Annotated in this window: 17 protein-coding genes; 5 read left to right on the top strand and 12 right to left on the bottom strand. The window is 39.8% G+C overall.

Annotated features, from left to right (window positions below; all coding sequences use genetic code 11):
- The first annotated feature begins 70 nt into the window (after positions 1–70).
- The gene (locus PQ478_RS05945; RefSeq protein ID WP_289236146.1) at positions 71–2,182 is read left to right on the top strand and encodes an RNA degradosome polyphosphate kinase; all 2,112 of its coding nucleotides are present in this window, start codon (positions 71–73) and stop codon (positions 2,180–2,182) included.
- A 78-nt stretch (positions 2,183–2,260) separates the two neighbouring features.
- On the opposite strand, the gene PQ478_RS05940 is transcribed toward PQ478_RS05945, so the two are convergent.
- From PQ478_RS05940 to PQ478_RS05925, 4 genes are all read right to left on the bottom strand, one after another.
- Positions 2,261–2,971 carry a transglycosylase SLT domain-containing protein gene (locus PQ478_RS05940; RefSeq protein ID WP_289236145.1) on the bottom strand — a complete coding sequence of 237 codons (711 nt, stop codon included), beginning with the start codon at positions 2,969–2,971 and terminating at the stop codon, positions 2,261–2,263.
- A gap of 397 nt (positions 2,972–3,368) precedes the next feature.
- The gene (locus PQ478_RS05935; protein WP_289236144.1) at positions 3,369–4,247 is read right to left on the bottom strand and encodes a metal ABC transporter permease; all 879 of its coding nucleotides are present in this window, start codon (positions 4,245–4,247) and stop codon (positions 3,369–3,371) included.
- A complete protein-coding gene (locus PQ478_RS05930) occupies positions 4,244–4,999 on the bottom strand; it encodes a metal ABC transporter ATP-binding protein (protein WP_075683700.1) in 756 nt (251 codons plus the stop codon). Before PQ478_RS05930 ends, PQ478_RS05935 begins: the two co-directional genes overlap by 4 nt.
- A gap of 219 nt (positions 5,000–5,218) precedes the next feature.
- Entirely contained in the window at positions 5,219–6,355 is a 1,137-nt protein-coding gene (locus PQ478_RS05925; RefSeq protein ID WP_075683699.1) for a two-component system sensor histidine kinase NtrB, read from the bottom strand.
- Between the two features lie 255 nt (positions 6,356–6,610).
- Between PQ478_RS05925 and PQ478_RS05920 the strand changes: the two genes are divergently transcribed.
- Positions 6,611–6,874 (top strand): DUF2624 domain-containing protein, encoded by a 264-nt coding sequence (locus PQ478_RS05920; RefSeq protein ID WP_012958169.1) that lies wholly within the window; start codon positions 6,611–6,613, stop codon positions 6,872–6,874.
- 131 nt (positions 6,875–7,005) lie between these two features.
- Here PQ478_RS05920 and PQ478_RS05915 read toward each other — a convergent pair whose 3' ends face one another.
- Positions 7,006–7,899 (bottom strand): deoxyribonuclease IV, encoded by an 894-nt coding sequence (locus PQ478_RS05915; RefSeq protein WP_289236143.1) that lies wholly within the window; start codon positions 7,897–7,899, stop codon positions 7,006–7,008.
- A 15-nt stretch (positions 7,900–7,914) separates the two neighbouring features.
- On the bottom strand, positions 7,915–9,279 hold the full coding sequence (locus tag PQ478_RS05910) for a DEAD/DEAH box helicase (RefSeq protein ID WP_289236142.1): 1,365 nt from the start codon (positions 9,277–9,279) through the stop codon (positions 7,915–7,917).
- Between the two features lie 272 nt (positions 9,280–9,551).
- Between PQ478_RS05910 and vrrA the strand changes: the two genes are divergently transcribed.
- From vrrA to PQ478_RS05895, 3 genes are all read left to right on the top strand, one after another.
- Positions 9,552–10,172 (top strand): VrrA/YqfQ family protein, encoded by a 621-nt coding sequence (gene vrrA / locus PQ478_RS05905; RefSeq protein WP_289236141.1) that lies wholly within the window; start codon positions 9,552–9,554, stop codon positions 10,170–10,172.
- Positions 10,173–10,276: 104 nt separating this feature from the next.
- Complete coding sequence (locus tag PQ478_RS05900; RefSeq protein WP_012958165.1) at positions 10,277–10,765, top strand: CarD family transcriptional regulator; 489 nt, start codon at positions 10,277–10,279, stop codon at positions 10,763–10,765.
- A 105-nt stretch (positions 10,766–10,870) separates the two neighbouring features.
- Positions 10,871–11,815 (top strand): 4-hydroxy-3-methylbut-2-enyl diphosphate reductase, encoded by a 945-nt coding sequence (locus tag PQ478_RS05895; RefSeq protein WP_289236140.1) that lies wholly within the window; start codon positions 10,871–10,873, stop codon positions 11,813–11,815.
- A 61-nt stretch (positions 11,816–11,876) separates the two neighbouring features.
- On the opposite strand, the gene PQ478_RS05890 is transcribed toward PQ478_RS05895, so the two are convergent.
- The 6 genes from PQ478_RS05890 to dnaG all read right to left on the bottom strand — a co-directional run bounded on the left by PQ478_RS05890 (position 11,877) and on the right by dnaG (position 17,923).
- Positions 11,877–12,998, bottom strand: a complete 1,122-nt coding sequence (locus PQ478_RS05890; protein ID WP_289236139.1) for a Nif3-like dinuclear metal center hexameric protein — start codon at positions 12,996–12,998, stop codon at positions 11,877–11,879.
- Positions 12,995–13,705, bottom strand: coding sequence for a tRNA (adenine(22)-N(1))-methyltransferase (locus tag PQ478_RS05885; protein WP_289236138.1), 711 nt, complete (start codon positions 13,703–13,705; stop codon positions 12,995–12,997). Before PQ478_RS05885 ends, PQ478_RS05890 begins: the two co-directional genes overlap by 4 nt.
- Before the next feature lie 129 nt (positions 13,706–13,834).
- On the bottom strand, positions 13,835–14,206 hold the full coding sequence (gene cccA, locus PQ478_RS05880; RefSeq protein WP_012958161.1) for a cytochrome c550: 372 nt from the start codon (positions 14,204–14,206) through the stop codon (positions 13,835–13,837).
- Between the two features lie 132 nt (positions 14,207–14,338).
- A complete protein-coding gene (locus PQ478_RS05875) occupies positions 14,339–14,878 on the bottom strand; it encodes a hypothetical protein (protein WP_289236137.1) in 540 nt (179 codons plus the stop codon).
- Positions 14,879–14,953: 75 nt separating this feature from the next.
- Positions 14,954–16,072 carry an RNA polymerase sigma factor RpoD gene (rpoD, locus tag PQ478_RS05870; protein WP_012958159.1) on the bottom strand — a complete coding sequence of 373 codons (1,119 nt, stop codon included), beginning with the start codon at positions 16,070–16,072 and terminating at the stop codon, positions 14,954–14,956.
- 57 nt (positions 16,073–16,129) lie between these two features.
- Complete coding sequence (dnaG, locus tag PQ478_RS05865; RefSeq protein WP_289236136.1) at positions 16,130–17,923, bottom strand: DNA primase; 1,794 nt, start codon at positions 17,921–17,923, stop codon at positions 16,130–16,132.
- Positions 17,924–17,933 lie beyond the last annotated feature (10 nt).

Below are 17,933 nucleotides of genomic sequence, written 5' to 3'. Positions count from 1 at the left end.
TTCAGCTGATAAACTGTAAGAGGACAGTGCAGAACGATCCAACATCCTATTCACAGAAAGGGTGACGCTTATGCCAAAAGAGTTGACCCCTCGTAAAGAGATTAATTTAAATAATCCTAATTACTATAATAACCGTGAATTAAGCTGGCTCGCTTTTAACGAGCGTGTTCTTGAAGAGGCGATCGACGAACGAAATCCATTACTCGAGCGCCTTAAATTCCTGGCCATCTTTAGTTCTAACTTAGATGAATTTTTTATGGTTCGTGTAGCAGGCCTAAAAGATCAAGTGAAAGCTGGATTTAACCGTCCTGAAAATAAAGCAGGGCTCACACCAAAGCAGCAATTAAAAGAAATCTCTGCTGTGAATCATCGGCTGGTGAAGCTTCAAGATAGTGTGTTTACTGAGACTCTTGTTCCTATGCTTTATCACGAGGGATTTCAGTTTCTAAATGTAAGTGAATTAGACGCGAGTCAGCTCGATTATCTGAACAAACGATTTCAACATTATATTTATCCTGTTCTTACGCCTATGGCTATTGATGCGTACAGACCATTTCCGATGCTATTAAACAAATCCTTAAATTTAGCTGTCCTATTAAAAAATGAGGAGTCAAAGACCAACCAGCTCGCAATCGTTCAAGTACCATCTGTCTTAAATCGAGTGATCAGCCTCCCTTCTTCTACCAAAAAAGAAACTTTTATTATGCTTGAAGATGTCATCAGCTATTTTATCGGAGAGTTATTTCTTGGTTATGAGGTTGTCTCCGTTTCACCATTTCGCATTACTCGTAATGCGGATATGACTATTCACGAAGAAGGAGCCCGGGATTTACTCCGTGAAATTGAAAAAGAACTTAAAAAACGTAAATGGGGAGCAGCGGTTCGCCTTGAGATCCAAGATGGAACGATGCACCCAACGATTTTAAATCTATTACTAGATGTTCTTGAAGTACACAAAGGGGACGTGTACTCATTTAAGGGGCCTCTTGATCTTGCGTTTTTATTTAAGTTCTATAAACAACTAGCTCACGAACATGAACATTTGGCTAATGAAACACTGATCCCGCAGCCTCCAGCTGACTTAATAGGAGAAGAAAATATATTTGAGGCAATCAGAAAGAGGGATATTTTTCTCCATCATCCATACGAATCATTTCAACCGGTAATTGACTTTATTGCTCAAGCTGCAGATGATCCAAATGTACTTGCCATTAAACAAACGCTTTATCGCGTCAGCGGAGATTCACCTATTATTCAAGCTTTAGAAAGAGCAGCTGAGAACGGTAAGCAGGTAACCGTTCTTGTTGAATTAAAAGCGCGATTCGATGAAGAGAACAATATACAATGGGCTAAAAAGTTAGAGAAAGCCGGCGTCCATGTGATCTATGGAATTACATCCTTAAAGACACACAGTAAAATAACTCTAGTCGTAAGGCACGAGAAAAATGAAATTCAGCGCTTCGTTCATTTAGGAACAGGCAATTATAATGATTCAACTGCCAAGCTTTATACAGATATGGGTCTTTTAACAGCGAATGAAAAAACGGGGATAGACGCGACAAATTTTTTTAATTATTTAAGCGGCTATCGTGAAAAGCCTGAATGGCACCATCTATCTACTGCCCCGTTTGAAATTCGTGATTCGTTTCTCCGTTTGATTGATCAAGAAATAACCTGCCAGAAGAAGTTTGGAAACGGTCGTATCATTGCGAAGATGAATTCTCTTACAGATAAACCGATTATTTTGAAGCTGTATGAGGCGTCAAATGCCGGAGTGAAAATTGATTTAATCGTTCGAGGAATATGCTGTTTACGGCCTGGAATTAAAAATGTGAGCGAAAACATTAGAGTTAGAAGTATCGTGGATCGCTTTTTAGAACATAGCAGAATTTTTTATTTCCACCATAATGGCGAAAATAAAGTATACCTTTCCTCTGCTGATTGGATGACTAGAAATATGGAAAAGCGAATTGAGATCCTTTTTCCAATTCTATCACCGCCGATAAAAAAGCGAATCAAAGAGATCCTGAATCTCACCTTGCTCGATAATACAAAAGCCCGCGAGCAAACGAAAAAAGGAACCTATCATTACGTTAAAAAGAAAGAAGATGAAGCATTTATTCAATCACAGCTTACGTTCTATGAAGAAGCTCTTAAACATGCAGAAACCTTCGATGAATAAAAAAAAGGAACACTCATGTGCGAGTGTTCCTCTTATTTTTGTAGCAACCACGTCTTTATGAGATGACTGCCTTTAGTGTTACCTCTGATTTAAATATGCAAAGCCTTCAAGCGACTCAGCATTTTCTTGAATTTCTACTGCATACCAGCTTGCAGCATGTCCGTTTTCATCAATGTATTTCTCAAGGCCATACATCCCGCGATGATAAGCTGTTAAAGCGTGATCCCAGTCTTCATAGCGATCGTACAAAAAGCCTAAATACTCAATAGCCAGCTCAATGGAATAAATGGGATCATATAAAAGTTCATCAGAATATTCAAGCCCAGCTTTTTCAGCAATCCAAGGAGCCGTATTTTTCATAAACTGCGCCATACCGTAAGCATGTCCATAACGTGTTTCTGGACCAACTAAAGTCGGATCAAACTTACCACCCGTTTCGGTGCGTAACATTTCATAGACAATAAGAGGGTCTATATCATGCTGTTCAGCTATTTCTCCTAAGAAAATTCCCCATTCTTTCTTGAATCGCCCTTCACTATCTTCATATAGATCTTCTGCTAACTGCACAGACCTCATCCATGAATCATAACCAGTGTCCTTCTCTAGCTTACTACCTTCTCCGGCATAGTATAGTTCCATTTCTTTCACTTCAACAGCTGTTTGAAGCTCTTCAATTTTTTCTTCAGATTTTTCTACAGCTTCTTGCAGCTGAATCGTTTGATAAAAATAGTACCCTACACCTATAGCAAGAGTTAGTACAGCAAGTAACCAAAAATATTGTTTTTTCATCCTGTATCTCCTCTATGTTTTAATTAAATAAATTTACTAAAATCTTCATCCTGCATTTGTCCTGCTTGCTCTGCAGTGCTTTTAATCCTACAGAATTATAGCTTCTAAGACAACTTTGATAAAAGAGGTTAATTTGAGAAATGCCTGTCTTAAACCGCTTCTCCTGATACAGCGACGTTATTCCCATATAGTTTGAGTCCATTTCTTCACTCATGCTTGATTTCTCAACTTTTTTGCAGGAAGATATTTAGAAGCACAGGAAATGATTTCAGATCAATTGGTAAGCATTGCATAATAAAGACTCCTAATCATTAATGAAGTGTAATCAATGATTAGGAGTCTACATGTATGAAGCTCATTTAAATATGAAGTTCGATTTAATATGAAGCTCGACTTATTACGAAGCTCGACTTGCTTCTTTATACCTTCTCTGTTTAATATACTTCGTTACAATCCCTTGCTTTGGAGCAAAGAAAAAGGCTAATCCAAACAAAACAGAAGCAGCTAATACAATCGATGCACCACTGGCTACATCATAAATAACGGAGAAATATATTCCTACAATAGCTGAAATCACGCCAAAAACAGCAGATAGACTTAGCATCACCGGCAGCCGGTCTGTGAGCAAGTAAGCCGTTGCACCCGGTGTAATCAGCATCGCAACCACTAAAACGATCCCTACTGATTTTAAGGATGCGACCGTTACTAGAGACAACAGCAGCATCAGTAAATAATGGATAAACCGTACTGGAATTCCTGTGGCCTTTGCCATGACAGGATCAAATGTACTGATTAATAATGGACGGTAAAAAATAACGATTAATAAAATAACAAAAAATCCAATTCCGGCGGTTACCCATAAATCTGTTCGGGATACTGCCAGAACATTACCAAATAAGATGTGCCATAAATCAATACCAGTTCCTCTTAAGCCTGTGATCATGACAATACCAAGGGCAAAAGCGGCCGTAAAAAGAATCCCTATCGCAGAATCATCTTTGATCCGGCTGTTCTGTGAAACATAGCCGATTGCAAGAGCTGTTAACACACCGGTCAATACAGCACCGAAGAAAAAATTAATGCCTATCATATAGGAAACCACCACACCTGGAAGTACTGCATGAGAAATGGCATCTCCCATAAGAGCCATGCCCCTTAAGATAATAAAACAGCCAATCACACCGCAAATAATTCCTACAAGAACAGCTGCTAACAATGCTTGCTGCAAATATGGATAGCGCATCACTTGGTCAATGAAAAAAGAGATATTAGTCATTGAGGAGTCACCACCATCTTATGATCATCTGTACCAAATAAGGCAAGACTGCCCTTATAGGTCTGTTGAAGAATCTCTGGAGTGTAGACTTTCTCTACTGCACCAAATTGAATTAATTCCTTGTTAATAAGCAGCAGCTGATCAAAATAATCCTGCACCTTGCTTAAGTCATGGTGTACCACAAATACCGTCTTCTGTTGTCGTTTTAACTCTCTTAAAAGATCAATAATAATTTCCTCACTCGTCACATCAATTCCAACAAAAGGTTCATCTAAAAAGAAAATATCAGCTTGTTGAGCAAGTGAACGAGCAATAAATACTCTTTGCTGCTGTCCACCTGATAGTTCTCCTATTTGCCGCTTCGAGAATTTAGTCATACCGACTTTATCTAGACACTCTTGAACGATTTCTTTATCCCTTTTTCCCGGCCGCTTATACCATGCAATATGTGCTGCACGTCCCATCATGACCACATCTTCGACAAGCACAGGGAAGTCCCAGTCAATTTGATTACGCTGCGGCACATAAGAAATTTGTTTTCTGACCTCTTGTACTCTCTTACCTAGAATAGATACATTCCCTCTATACTTCTCTAGCCCAAGTACAGCTTTCATGAGAGTGGATTTACCCGCACCATTCGGTCCTACAATTCCAATTAACTGGCCCTGACCTGCTTTAAAACTTATATTTTTTATCGCTTCATTGTTCTCGTAATATACCGAAAGATTACTTACTTCTATAACTTCTTTCATCTCCGCTCCCCCTCCTATAGCAACATACCTACATAACCCGTTATTCTATTCTTTCTTAAGTATATGGTCACTTATCACTAAATGTGCAGATTAGTTTAAGGAACAAAAGTTTACCTAAGGAAACTTTTGTTCCTGAATACAATTATAGTGACAATTTCGTCAGTTGTAAAGGTTGCTTTTCAACACACAAAAAAGCACTCCTATAGTGAATGGGAGCGCTTAGTTGCTAGGTGGAATAAACGGTAAGGTGAGGGAGACCGTCGTACCTACACTTAATTTACTTTCTATAATAAATTCACCGCCGTGATCTTCAATAATCTTTTTACATAAGGGAATACCTATGCCTGTTCCGCTTTCTTTTGTTGTGAAAAACGGCTTTCCTAGCTGTTCTAACACTTCATCTGGCATGCCTTTTCCGTTATCACTAATAATGACTCGATAGACCGAGTCACATGCTGCGGCATGAATACTAAACTTTCTTGCGGTATTTGACCCGCCGTAGGCTTCAATCGAATTGCGCAATAAGTTCAACATGACCTGCTTTACCATTGATTCATTTGCATAGACATGCCTGTCAGCTTCTTCAATGTTCAGGGTTAATTCAACATCGTGAAGCAAACATTCCGCTTTCATAATCTCAATTAAAGATTCCATAATATGAGCCGGCGATTGTTTTTTTCGATCAATTTTCTTTCTAGAAACAGACAAAAAGTCTTCTATAATACTATTCATTCTATTTAATTCAGAAATAACGGTATCGTAATACTTCTCGTGATCACCCGTCAATTTTGCTAATTGCATGAACCCTTTTATAACTGATAACGGATTCCGGAGTTCATGCGCAACTCCTGCCGCAATATGAGATACGGCTTCCATTTGGTGGTGGAAAGTTAAAAGGTGCTCAAACTGCTTTTGAAGTGATCTATCTTCAAAGGTCAGATAGACATCACCATTTTCACAAGGTGATAATGCTCGCACTCGAACAAGCATCTCTCCTTCTTCAAAATCGGCTTCAGCCCCCTCCTTATTTTCAAGTACCTTCACTACAAGCTGAAAGGATAAGGACATTAAATCATCGTGAGTAGATAATTCCTCGAGAGAAGAACCGTTCAAATACGTTGAGCGCATATCAGTAAGCTCTATAAATAAATAATTCCAATCAATAATATCTGTATAGGGGTTCACCTTTATATAAGGAATTCCAAGTTCATTGATATAATTCCTTGATTCTGATTGTTGACTTGGATTGAGTATAGGTTCATTACGATCATTTGAATGTAGCGTTGAGGTTTTAGGTTGAGTGTACATATGATTTCTCCCTTTAGGGGCCAGTTTGTAGAATGGATGCTTTTTCATTTTGCCCCTCTCCTTCTTTGCATGCATAAAACCGTTCTAGTTTCCAAATAGACGAGAACGTATTTTCTGAAATTCAGAGGTTTAATGTTGGAATAAATTAACAACATTTTAGGTCACGTTTCTAAATATTCGATAAGAAGGATAAAATCCCCTTTTTTTTCTGCACATTTTTCGGTTTAGGAACATATATTTAATCAGATTGTTTCATTCGCTTTTGTTCGATTCGCATTAATCACATGATAAAGGGGTGCTTTGATGAATTCAATTATGCAGCAGCTTGTTAATCAAAAGGTAAATTCACTCACCGCAGGAGAATTAATGCAATTAAGTTCGCAATATCAAATTCCACTTACAAAAGAACAAGCAGAAGGTGTCATAAATGTCCTGCGAGAAGAACAAATTGATGTTGGTAATGCAGACCAAGTCAATAAAATCATTCAAAAATTACAAACAGAAGTCGATCCACATGTTTCCTCTATTGTAACGCAATTACTACAACAATTTGGCCATTTTTTATAATTTTAATTAAAAAAAACCATACTTACTTTATGTCTTTTCGCTAAGGTTGAGTCTTTTTTCCAAAAAGAAAGAGCCGTTCTTATTAGCTTCAATCAAACTAATAAGGACGGCTCTACTCTATCTTACATCATTTATTCCATGATTTTACCTAGGATATGTTCGTCAAATTCTCCGGCTTTAAGCATGTCTATTTCATGTTTATAAGGCGGCTTTTTATTCTTCTTATCTTCACCTACAAATGGTGTTTCTAAGATCTTAGGAACGTCTTTAAGCTGCGGATGATGTACAATCTTATGCAGCGCACTGTAACCAATATGACCGAAACCAATATTTTCATGACGGTCTTTTCTAGCCCCGCGGATATTTTTGCTGTCATTAATATGAAGTACTTTTAAGCGTTCTACCCCAATGATGCGGTCAAATTCATCAAGTACACCATCAAAGTCTTCAACAATATCATAGCCAGCATCATGCGTGTGACACGTGTCAAAGCATACTGATAAACGCTCATTATGTGTGACGCCGTTTATAATTTCAGCCAATTCTTCAAATGAACGGCCGCATTCAGTTCCTTTACCTGCCATTGTTTCTAAGGCAATTTGAACATCATTTTTTGTTTCTAACACTTCATTTAGACCTTCAATAATCTTAGCTATCCCAGCTTCCGCTCCTGCCCCTACATGAGCACCAGGATGCAGAACAATCTGCTTTGACCCTAATGCTTCTGTGCGTTCAATCTCTGATCGCAGGAAATTAACTCCAAGCTCAAATGTCTCTGGTTTTGTTGTATTTGCAATATTGATGATGTAAGGTGCATGCACAACAATATCAACCATATTATGCTCTTTCATATGAGCGAGTCCAGCTTCAATATTTAAGTCCTCAATTGGTTTACGACGCGTGTTTTGAGGGGCGCCTGTATAGATCATAAATGTATTTGCATCATAGGATGCTGCTTCTTCACTAGCTCCTAAAAGCATCTTCTTTCCATTCATTGATACATGTGAACCAAGTTTTAAGGTCATTCTCCAAATCCCCCGTTATTTCTTTTTGCGTGATGAAATGCGACGCTCTCTTTGTGCTTCTTTCGCTTGTTTAAAACGAGCTTTTTTCTTATAGCCAGGCTTTACTTTTTTAGGCTTTGCTTTTGCTTTTCCACTGCCGGTATTCACAACTTCTTTAGATGAACCAGATTTCACTGTTTCTTGCTTAGCTGATGCTGATTTAGGGCGCTTACCTGGTACCCCTAGAGGTGGTTTGTCTAGCTTCTGCCACTCTCCTCGCTTGAAATCATAATACGTAAATGTAATCCCGCGCTTTAACAGCTTTTCTACCGCAAGCTGATCATTTTGCTCAAAGATCGTATAAGCAACTCCGTCCGCTCCTGCGCGTGCTGTACGACCTACACGATGTACATAAAAGTCTAAGTCTTTAGGCAGACCAAAATTGATAATATGAGTAACACCTTTTACATCAATTCCACGTGCAGCAAGGTCTGTTGCGACAAGATATTGCATTTTCACTTCTTTCACTTGCTTCATAATCTGTTTACGTTGGCGCGGCTGTAGACCTCCGTGTAAACACTCCACATTCAATCCTGCTTCTTGCATTGCAGCAGTTACTTCATCTGCCTGCTCTTTTGTATTTGTAAATACAATAGCAAAGTACGGATTAATAGACTTTGCAAGTTCTACTGTGAATGTTAATTTATCACGGTTGCGAAGAGGCACAATTCGATGCTCAATTTTTGAAGCCGTAACATGCTTTGGCTCAACTTGAACATGACGCGGATCATTCATGTACTTCTTCAAAAATGGCTGAAGCTTCTCTGGGATCGTTGCTGAGAATATCATCATTTGAAGGTCTTCTGCCATACGTGATGCTACTTTATCCACATCGGCAATAAAACCCATATCAAGCATTTGATCAGCCTCATCAACAACAAGCATAGCCGCTGTATAAACAAGCAATGCTTTGTCATCCATTAAGTCCCCGATACGTCCAGCCGTTCCTACTACAATATGCGGCTGAGTCTTTAATCCTTCAATCGCACGGTTTCGGTCGGTTCCGCCAACTAATAACTTCGCATGAATCATTTCTTCTTCTGGGCAATGTTCTAATAATTTCTTTAATTCATCAAATAATTGAGATGCCAGCTCCCTAGTCGGTGCTGTGATAATTGCTTGTACCTCTTCTTTCGCTGGATCTATTTTATCCAAGATCGGCAGTAAGAAGGATAGTGTTTTCCCTGTCCCTGTTTGTGATTGACCGATGACATCTTTGCCATTTTTAATCGCAGGGATTAGTCGCTCTTGAATTTCCGTTGGTAATGAAAAACGTTGTCCTGATAACGCCTCTATTAGAAATGGTTTTAATTCGAATCTTTTAAAATTGCTTGCTTCCATAATCATTCTCACCCTTATCCGAGACTAGTAATGCTCGTCCGATTTAATCGTATGCTCATTTGTTAGTCTATTTAATGTCATTGTCCTTCATTCATTGTACTAAATCATAATGATTTCATTTCTGTAAACGTTCAATGCAATAGTTCATTTTATCACAGTTTATAGTATTGTTGCTACTTTACTTTTATCATATCCTTTATTTCACCTTTTTTCCTCTGGCGGCATATACCTATTTATAAGGAGATTGAATGTACGTGAAAGGAGGCATTATTATGCAACGTTTTATGGGGCCACCCCTTGGTCCGGTTCCCTTGCAGCCAGCGATGTATTCAGCAGCGAACTTTATGCAGCAAGCCCCCATGCTCAGTGGAGCAGCCAGCTCATTTGCTCCTTATGCACCTCAGGCAGGCGGTATTGCCAGAGGAATAGGAGGCTTATCTGCTGCAGGGCGCGGAGGTGGATTATTAGCTAGATTATTTGGCGGAAGTGCTACACAAGCGCTCGGAGGAGCAGGAGGGATCGGCCGGGCAGCTGCAGGGGCAAGCGGAACGATGAACTTTACAACGATTCTGCAAAATACTCAACGCGTCCTCGGATTAACACAACAGGTCGTGCCTATGGTTCAGCAATACGGACCTTTAATAAGAAATATGCCAGCCATATGGAGAATCATGAGGAGCAATGATACGCCTAGTACAGCTGCCCCGCAAGCAGCAGGCGTACCAACAAACATCGCCCCTCAAACGATTCCCTCTACAGCACAAACAGCAGGAACCCTGCCAGTAAATTCTTCTGGTCCAAATGTAACCACAGCTTCAATTAAAAGGGTCAGAAGGCCAAGACCAATCAATCACACTGCTCAAGGCTTGCCTGCTCCCAAACTTTATATCTAATGACAGCATTTTTTTGTTGACAACATTCTGCTGGTGATAGTAAAATTTTAAATTTACCTCATTTTGTGTTATACTATTAGTATTACTCGAATGGAGGAATGCTCATGTTTAAAGTTGGTGATCACGTCGTATACCCATATCACGGTGCTGGTACGATTCAAGATATTGAAGAGAAAGACGTTTTAGGTGAAACTCATTCCTATTATATCCTTCACTTCCCGCTCGTTGATGTCAAACTGATGCTGCCTGAAAACCGTATTGATCAATCGGGACTTCGAAAAGTTATTGATCAGCAAGAACTAGAAGTTTTAGTGGAAGCCCTTCAAAACGGACCTGAAACACCACCATCTACTAGTCATTTCTCACGTGAAACTGAAAACCTGCTTAAAAGCGGCAATATTATTGACGCGGCTCACCTGATTTCATCCCTTTCAAAAAAACAATCAGAACGAGCAAATGGACTGCATATTCAAGATCGTAACCATCTGCAAAAAGCTCGCCAGATGATAGCTAGTGAGCTTGTACTAATGAATGATATGACCGAAGAACAAGCGTATGAATTTATAGATAGTGCCCTACTTGAGCTTAACTAAGCGAAATGATTGTCACATCTATTTTTCTCCTTTATAATATATGACGAATCGACAATCCTGTTCTCCATATGTGAGGACAGGAGCTCTCATTTTAGGAGGCCTGTCATGAATGTGATGAAAATTTCACCTCGCGGATACTGTTACGGTGTAGTAGATGCGATGGTATTAGCTAGACAAGCAGCACAAAACTTGGACTTGCCAAGACCGATCTATATTCTTGGTATGATTGTCCACAATCAGCATGTAACAGAAGCATTTGAAGAAGATGGGATTTTTTCTTTAGATGGTCCAAACCGTGTTGAGATCTTAAAGCAAGTAGAAAAAGGGACCGTTATTTTTACGGCTCACGGTGTATCCCCTGAAGTTCGCAAGCTCGCAAAGGAAAAAGGGTTAACTGTAGTCGATGCTACATGCCCGGATGTGACGCGTACACATGACCTTATCCGCGAAAAAGCTGCTGAAGGATATGAGTTCATCTACGTCGGCAAAAAGGGGCATCCTGAACCTGAAGGAGCAATTGGGGTAGCTCCGGAAGCTGTGCATCTCGTTGAATCTGTAGAAGATGTTTCTAACCTTAAAGCAGGAACAGATAAACTCATTATTACGAATCAAACAACAATGAGCCAATGGGATGTATCTGACATTATGAAAAAAGCGATGGAGATTTATCCTTCTGCTGAAGTTCATAATGAAATTTGCTTAGCTACGCAAGTGAGACAAGAAGCTGTAGCTGAACAAGCAAAGGAATGTGACCTTGTCATTGTAGTCGGTGACCCTAAGAGTAATAACTCTAATCGTTTGGCTCAAGTATCTGAACAGATTGCCGGAACTAAAGCATATCGCATCGGTGACATCTCTGAGCTTCAGCTTGAATGGCTTAAAGGTGTAAATCTCGTAGGTGTAACCTCAGGAGCTTCAACTCCGACACCTATTACTAAAGAGGTCATTACATTTCTTGAAAACTACGACCCTGAAGATGAATCTACATGGACATTAGAACGTAAAGTAGCCTTGCAGAAAATTCTTCCTAAGGTTAAAGCGAAGAAATAGTAAAAATCCGTCACAGTGTTGTGACGGATTTTTTATGTCCTATTGATTAAGATCGATATGATTAAACAAATTGGAATGGATCTGTATTTGGCTTTGAGGCAATAACTTCTGTGGTATAGCCTTTATTTTGCATAAACTCTTCAAAGAAGCGCTTCACGCCCTCTTTCATTATCTTTTCAACGTTATGACCCGGGTCTACGATATGCAGCCCTTCCATCATCACATCATGCGCAACATGATAATAAACATCTCCTGTAACCATCACATCAGCACCTTTAAATTTCGCTTGCATCATATACTTATTTCCGTCGCCGCCAAGCACAGCTACTTTTTTCACTTTTGCCGATAGATCACCAACAACTCTTGCTCCTTCTACATCAAAAGCCTGTTTTACATGCTCAGCAAAATCACGCAACGTCATTTCTTCAGGAAGCTGTCCGATTCGTCCAAGACCTAGTGTTTCCCCTTTATTCTCTAACGGGTAAATATCGTAGGCAGGCTCTTCATAAGGGTGAGCTTTCATAAGTGCTTGTATTACACGATTTTGAAGATGGGCAGGGATAATAGTCTCTACCTTTATCTCTTCCACCCTCTCAAGTGTATGAGCTTCTCCAATATGAGGATTTGTTCCCTCACCAGGTAAAAATGTACCTATACCATTTGAATTGAATGTACAGTGACTATAATTGCCGATATGGCCTGCTCCAGCCTGCCCCAATGCCTCACGCACAGCAGCTGCATGAGTTTCCGGTACAAATACAACAACCTTTTTTAATGCTGTTGTCTGTGTTGGAGAGAGCACTTCTGTGTGACTAAGGCCCAGCGCATCAGCCATCATATCATTCACTCCGCCTTTAGCAATATCAAGATTGGTATGGGCGGCATAAATAGTAATGTCATGTTTAATCGCCTTTTCTACTATTCGTCCGTGCGCGGTGTTTGTATCAATTTTCTTTAAAGGACGGAACAGCAGCGGGTGGTGCGCCACAATTAGGTCTACATTTTCTCTAACTGCTTCATCAATGACCTCTTCTAACACATCAAGAGCTACCATTACTTTTTTTATCGGCTTATTTAACGTGCCAATCATGACACCATTACGGTCGCCTTCTACAGCATAGGATTTAGGTGACCAGCTCTCAAAATGTTGAATAAGTGCTTGACCATTTACAAGTTTAGTCATCTCAATACCTCCTGTACCATCTCAATCTTGTGTTTCAACTCATCTTTCTTCGCGCTCAATTCTGGCGTTTCTGTTGCTCTCTCAAATTGGGTTAAAATTCTCTCCCAATTTTTCATTTCATAGGTCCATTTCTTTTGAAATGCTTCATTCATTTCATTTATTAAATAAGGTCCAAGCAGCATCTTTTTTTTGCGATCTTCTTCATACAACATTACATTTTCACCGCGGTCAGCTACTAAAATCTCATAGATCTTGTGGTCTTCTTCAATAATTTCTTCAGAAGTAAGACTCCATCCTTCCCTATCAAGCCACTCTCTAATTGTAACGGCAGAAACATTAGGCTGCAGGATAAGCCTGTCTACCTCTCTTAATTTGCCTTTACCTTCCTCTAAGATCGAAGTGATTAAAGCTCCACCCATTCCTGCAATCGTAATCACATCCACTTGGTCCGCATGTTCAATGACTTCTAAACCATTTCCCATACGCACGGAAATTCTGTCTGTTAACCCAGATTGTCTCACCTGTGAAACAGCCGACAAATACGGCCCTTCATTGACCTCTCCAGCAATTGCTTTTGCCGTTTGGTCTTCTAGACATAAATAGCATGGAAGATAGGCATGATCAGAGCCAATATCAGCTGTTTTTGAGCCCTTAGGGACGTAAGCCGCCACTCGTTGTAATCGTTTGGACAATTGTCTATCATTCATTTTTAAACACACCTGTCATTTCAATATCTTTTCTGTCTCTCATCTTAACGATATTAGCCTCATTTCGCAACTAGACAAGGCTTTTACTGCATAAAAAAGCGAGAGTTGTCATAACTCCCGCTTCTCCTGTTATTCTGAAATAGATAGTAAATACTGTGCAATTGCGTCTGCTTCTACTTCGTTATCGTTAACTGACGGCATTGATCCAATCCCATTAACAACAATATCTGTAATTTCTTCTTGAGTGTATTGACCTTCAAGAGACGTTAGGGCAGGACCTGCACCACCGCTTAAATCGCCACCGTGACAACCGATACAAGAAGTTTGCACTAATTCTTCTCCAGCTGCTACCGGATCTTCAATTTCAGTTACTTCTTCTTCTCCTTCTTCATCTGCCTGCATCGCTTCACGCTGGTTTAACCCAATAAATGAAAGCGAAATCATAACAACAATCCCGACAATTGCTATGATCGCAAATGGTAAAAGTGGTCTTCCTTTCATGCTAATACCCTCCTTTGCATGTAAATACTTTCACGTCAATTATGTAGACGATAAAGATTACCTTCTCCATTTTACTCGAAAATGTCTCTGGTGAAAAGTAGTGTCGGCATAATTGCGTTTTTTGTCACTCTTTTAACGCCCCAGCCAAAAAATTCCTAACACTACTAGTCCTAGTATAGCAGATATCGTAAAAAATCGCATTTTCCATTTCAGCCCTGCAAAGAGCCAAAAAACGCAATGTAAAATGATTGTTGCTGATAATAAAAGGTTATTAGTACTGTTGTAGTGAACTACCCATTCAATCGTTAGTAAAAAGAGGATCAGAGCCCCTATAAAATAGTAAAATTGTTTAAGAAAAAAGGCATCTGGCCTAGTCCGTTTTGCTATAATTAACACAATAATCGAAAAAGTCAAACCAATAAGCATTTGCAATCCATTTGAAAAATCAGTAAAATAAATGACAAGAGCAGTAAAGACAAATGAAAGCTGAACAATAATAAACGAATAGATTGTCCGAATGTTTCGGAAGCGCTTTCCTGAGTCGGCTGTCTCTAGGTCCTCTCCTTCTGAATAAAGCGTTAATAAGAAATCACAATACTGGGAGGGAAGCAGCTTTGATTCGCGCCAGTACTTAATTTCATTTATAATAATCGCTTTTCTTTTTTCATCCATCGTGTTTCTCCTTATATGCAGCGTGATGGAAAAAATGGTTCGCCCGCATAAGGCGAGCAAACCATCGTAACCGTTCTATTCTAAGAAGTCTTTTAGACGCTTGCTTCGGCTTGGATGACGAAGTTTACGAAGTGCTTTTGCTTCAATTTGACGAATACGTTCACGAGTAACACCGAAGACTTTTCCTACCTCTTCTAATGTTCTCGTACGACCATCGTCAAGACCAAAGCGTAGACGTAATACATTCTCTTCACGATCAGTCAATGTATCTAACACATCTTCAAGCTGTTCTTTTAATAATTCGTAAGCAGCAGCATCAGATGGTGCAAGTGCTTCTTGGTCTTCAATGAAATCTCCTAAGTGAGAATCATCTTCTTCACCAATAGGTGTTTCAAGCGACACAGGCTCTTGAGCGATTTTCAGGATCTCACGTACTTTCTCAGGCGTAAGCTCCATCTCTTCAGCTACTTCTTCAGGTGTTGGTTCGCGGCCAAAATCTTGCAGTAATTGACGTTGAACACGGATTAACTTATTAATCGTTTCAACCATGTGTACTGGGATACGAATGGTTCTTGCTTGGTCAGCAATCGCACGTGTGATAGCTTGACGAATCCACCAAGTAGCATACGTACTGAACTTGTATCCTTTCTCATAATCGAACTTCTCAACAGCCTTAATTAATCCCATATTTCCTTCTTGAATTAAGTCAAGGAACAGCATTCCACGCCCTACGTAACGTTTAGCAATCGATACAACAAGACGTAAGTTAGCTTCTGCTAGACGACGCTTCGCCTCTTCGTCTCCTTGCTCAATACGTTTTGCCAGCTCAATTTCTTCTTGAGCAGAAAGAAGGGGAACACGACCAATTTCTTTTAAGTACATACGTACAGGGTCATTTATTTTAATACCCGGGGGTACACTCAAATCATTTAAATCAAACTCTTCTTCTTCTTTTGCCGCTTGCTGAAGATTAGGAACATCATCAGACTCATTCAGGATCTCTACACCTTGCTCTCCAAGGTATTCGAAGAATTCATCCATTTGATCAGAATCTTGGTCAAATACAGCTAATTTCTCTGTAATTTCTGTATAGGTTAAGACCCCTCTCTTTTTCCCTACCTCAACTAATTGTTCTTTTACTTGATCGATGGACAATTCACCTTCCGCTAGCGGGCGTAATGGTTTCTCTGCCATTCGATCCCCTCCTTCCATTGTTCACAACCCATTAGGCATAATCCTCATTACAACGAGTTAATGAAGTTGTTTTTTCATTTGAATAATCTCCATTTTTAACTTTGCAGCTGCAACGGGATCATGTTCCTGCTTCATAAGTATTTCTTTCTGTTGTATATCTACCCACTTTGGGTAATTTTCAATCTGTTTCATATAATCGATTAACTCTTGTTCCGAACATTCTTCATTAACCGACAACATAGCAAGCTCTGAGGCAACCCTCATAAGATCTGGATCTTCTAGACGATTCACAAATTGACTCGGGTCAGCTTCATTACCTTCACCGTAATAGGCAAAAAGATAAGCTGCAATGGCATGATGCTCATCAACGTTAAACGCTCCGCCAATCCGCTCCTGCACTTGTTCTGCAATTTCTATATCCCGCATCATATGAGCAAGAAGCAGCCTTTCTGCATTTTTGTATGCAGGGAGAAGTTTTTTTTGATTAAGAGCTTTTGTCGCATGCCGTTTAATCGGCTGTTCACTTTTTCCTGCCTGCTGCTGTTTTTTTGCACGATAAAGTTGAAACTGCTCTTGTTTTAATGCTTCTAAAGAAAGAGAAAATTCATCTGCAAGCTGCCTTAAATAGTGATCTCGTTCTACAGCCCTCTTCAAAGACGAAATCTCCCGAAGAACCTCTTCGATATAGCGCAGACGTTCTCCTTCATCCTGCAGATTTCTTCCTTTTCTTAAAAACCGCATCTTAAATGCCATTAATGATAAGCTTGCCCCTATTACATCCGTTTTAAAGCGCTCTGCTCCAAATTCTCGGATGAAGTCATCGGGATCAAGTCCTTCAGGCATCAGTGCAATTTTCACGTGACAGCCTGCTTCTTCAAGAATTGTAGCTGACCTGAATGCAGCATCAACCCCGGCTCGGTCAGAGTCATAACAAATGGTTATATTTTCTGCATTACGGCGTAATACTTTGGCCTGCTCTTGAGTTAAAGAGGTTCCAAGTGTCGCTACTCCATTAGTTATACCTGCCCCCCACGCTGCTACTACATCCACATACCCTTCAAAAAGGATGGCAGCATTTTCCTTACGAATGTAAGGTCTCGCTAAATGAAGGGCATACAACGTATTGCTTTTGTGGAAAATAGGGGTTTCCGCACTATTTAAGTATTTGGGCTTATCCGAACCAATACTCCTGCCGCCAAACGCAATGACTTTTCCTTGGTTATCCCATATCGGAAACATGAGCCGATTTCTAAATCTATCATAATAACCGTTATCAGATTCCCTAATTCCAAGCAATCCAGCTTTAGCCATCATCTCAAGTGAAAAGCCTCTCTTATCTAAGATGATTTTAAGAGAATCCCACCTGTTTGGGGCAAAGCCTATTTGAAAGTGTTCAAGCTGTTCTTTTGTGAATTTTCTTGTTTTAGCATATTCTCTGCCGCCTGCACCTTCTTCTGTTAATGTAAGAACATGGTGGTACAGTTTAGATGCAAGCTCGTGACCATCGATCATCATTTTTGTAGGCGAATGACGGTTTGTTTCCCCTTGACTTTGAACGGGAAGATCAATATTTGCTCTTCCTGCCAGGTCTTTTGCAGCATCTACAAAAGTATACCCCTCATGTTCCATCAAAAAGGAAAAAACGTTTCCGCCTGCCCCGCAGCCAAAACAATGGTAGAGTTGTTTATCTTGAGACACAGAGAATGATGGTGACTTCTCACCATGAAAAGGACATAAGCCTATATATTGACGGCCTTGCTTCTTGAGTTGAACATAGTCACTGATAACCTCTACAATATCAGTAGATTTGCGAATCTGTTCAATTAACTCTTCGGGTATTCGACCACTCATATTAAGCATC

The organism is Alkalihalophilus pseudofirmus (assembly GCF_029094545.1).
Classification (GTDB): domain Bacteria; phylum Bacillota; class Bacilli; order Bacillales; family Bacillaceae_D; genus Alkalihalophilus; species Alkalihalophilus pseudofirmus.
Note: the sequence above shows the minus strand (reverse complement) of the source record. Positions and strands in the feature narration are given on the sequence as shown.